The sequence below is a fragment of the Deinococcus aerophilus genome, assembly GCF_014647075.1.
In the GTDB taxonomy this organism is placed as follows: Bacteria; Deinococcota; Deinococci; order Deinococcales; family Deinococcaceae; genus Deinococcus; species Deinococcus aerophilus.
Map to the genome: position 1 here is coordinate 1 of NZ_BMOM01000097.1, position 512 is coordinate 512.

The 512-nt window shown below is 59.4% G+C and carries 1 protein-coding gene; it reads right to left on the reverse strand.

Annotated elements, in window-relative coordinates; genetic code table 11:
• Positions 1–57: 57 nt before the first annotated feature.
• On the reverse strand, positions 58–276 hold the full coding sequence (locus IEY21_RS16740) for an M-like protein (RefSeq protein WP_188905474.1): 219 nt from the start codon (positions 274–276) through the stop codon (positions 58–60).
• Between the last annotated feature and the right edge of the window lie 236 nt (positions 277–512).

The window sequence follows — 512 nt, forward strand, 5'->3', positions numbered from 1 at the left end:
GCTCCGGATCTTCAGTAAAAACGCAGAATTCCTCGGCCAGCACGGATATTCACTGCGCTATGCAAGGTGCAACTCCTGAGTTCCTCGTACGGCCACGTCATGCTCGTCCAGGCCGCGCAACTTGTAAGCTCCAGCCTCACTGCTCTCGGCTTCGACCCTGGCGTTGAGCTCCTCACGCTCGTCGACGTGACCCATGAACTGCAACTCCACGTTGGTGGGCTCGCGTTTCTCGTCGGCAGCAGCCTCGGGCTCATGGCGGTCATTACTCTGGGTCATACACCCACCCTACCAAAGCACTCCTCCACCTCATCGGGTGTATTGAACGTGCCTGACCTCCTCGCGCCACATGGATTGCAGCGGCTTGGAGACCGCTGCCTGGCACTCGCATCCCTCCCTGGGCTCGCCTGGTATCTGGTGAATGAGGGTTGAGGGCTGGCGGCCTGACAGATTTTATGAGATTGGACGGAAAACGAGTTGCCAGCCGACCTCAAGGGTGGTTTGAGGAGGGGCGT